The sequence below is a fragment of the Mycolicibacter longobardus genome (assembly GCF_002102265.1).
Classification (GTDB): domain Bacteria; phylum Actinomycetota; class Actinomycetes; order Mycobacteriales; family Mycobacteriaceae; genus Mycobacterium; species Mycobacterium longobardum.
In genome coordinates, this window is sequence record NZ_LQPG01000041.1 from 1 (window position 1) to 1,507 (window position 1,507).

General features: G+C 64.4%; 1 protein-coding gene. It reads right to left on the minus strand.

All coding sequences use genetic code 11. The features are described from left to right. Window positions 1–28: 28 nt before the first annotated feature. On the minus strand, window positions 29–1,240 hold the full coding sequence (locus tag AWC16_RS20255; protein WP_085266523.1) for an IS110 family RNA-guided transposase: 1,212 nt from the start codon (window positions 1,238–1,240) through the stop codon (window positions 29–31). Window positions 1,241–1,507: the final 267 nt, after the last annotated feature.

Consider the following 1,507-nt stretch of genomic DNA (forward strand, 5'->3'; position numbering starts at 1 on the left):
CGGCTAGACATCCCAGGTCCGTAAGTTGTCAAGCGGCTGCGGGCGTGCGGTGTGCCCAGGCTTTGTGTTCGTCGTAGAGCGTTTGATGGCGTAGGCAGCCGTGAAGGATGCCGACGAGTCGGTTGCCCAGGGCGCGGAGGGCTTGATGGTGGGTGTCGCCGTTGGCGCGGTGCTGGTCGTAGAAGGCGCGAGCACCAGGACTGCGAGTTAGTGCGCAGAAGGCCCATTGATCGAGCGCGTCGTAGAGCCGTTTGTTGCGGACGTGGCGGGCCAGCACGGCACGTTTTCGGCCCGACGCGATGGTCAATGGTGAGGTTCCGGCGTAGTTCTTGCGACACTTGGCAGTGCTGTATCGGTTCGGGTCGTCCCCGAACTCACCGAGCACCCGGGCGCCGAGTACGACACCAAGTCCTGGCAGGGAGCGGTAGATGTCGGCGTCCGGGTGTTTCTCAAAATGGTCGGCCAGCACGGTCTCGAGTTCGGCGATCTGGGTGTTCAGTGTCGCGATGACATGAACCGCGGCCGTCGTGGTAGCCCCGAACGCGCTGGCCACTGCAGGGGTTGCGGTGAGGTGCTCGCGGCGCAGGATGGCCTGAATCTCGATAGCACGTGCATCGATGTTGCGTTGTCGCCCAGCAGCTTTGAGCGCTGAGCCGATCTTCGACAGGCTCAACCGGGCGCCTTGTTCAGGAGTGGGTGCGCGACTCAACACGGCCAACGCGTCACCGTCGGTGAGCGAGTCAAAGGCCTCCAAGGCTGCGGGGTAATACTCCCGCAGCCCGCTGCGCAGCATGTTGGCATGCCGCGTCCGTGCCCAGATCAGGCTCTGATGGGCGCGGGCCAACACCTTGATCGCCTCGGCGTCAGGGGTATCCCCGGCGATCTGGCGATGGTTGTGCCGGTCGGTGCGGACCAGATCGGCCAGCAGTTTGGCGTCCCCGGCATCAGACTTCGCGCCCGAGACGTGGTGACGGTCGCGGTAGCGGGCCGCGGCCATCGGGTTGATCGCCCACACTTGATAACCCGATGCCACCAATGCCGAGACCCACAGGCCACGATCGGTTTCGATGCCGATCATCACCTCGTGGGGTTCCTCGGCGTGCGCGGCGATCAGTTCGTGCAAGTCCCGGATCCCCGCCAGGCCCTCGGGTAATCGCCGGGCTGCCAAGCGTTGGCCGGCCTCATCCATCAGATACACGTCGTGATGGTCTTCGGCCCAGTCGTCACCGAGGAAAATCACCACTGTCCACCTCCTGCGGTCGTCGTTGACTCCCCATTGAGCCCGAGGACACCCGGCGGCGGACTAATGGATCAGTGCTCCCGTTGGCACGACATCCCATCAGCGCTTCAAGCGACCTCACCGAACCGGCCGGGGCACGATCTAGCCGTAGGGATCAACGCTTCACCCCGGTCGAACGCAGTGCTCACCGGCCAGCGGCTCGATGATCAGCGTCCCGCGACCAACACCCCAAACCCGTCAACGCCACGCTGATCGACTCCCATTAGT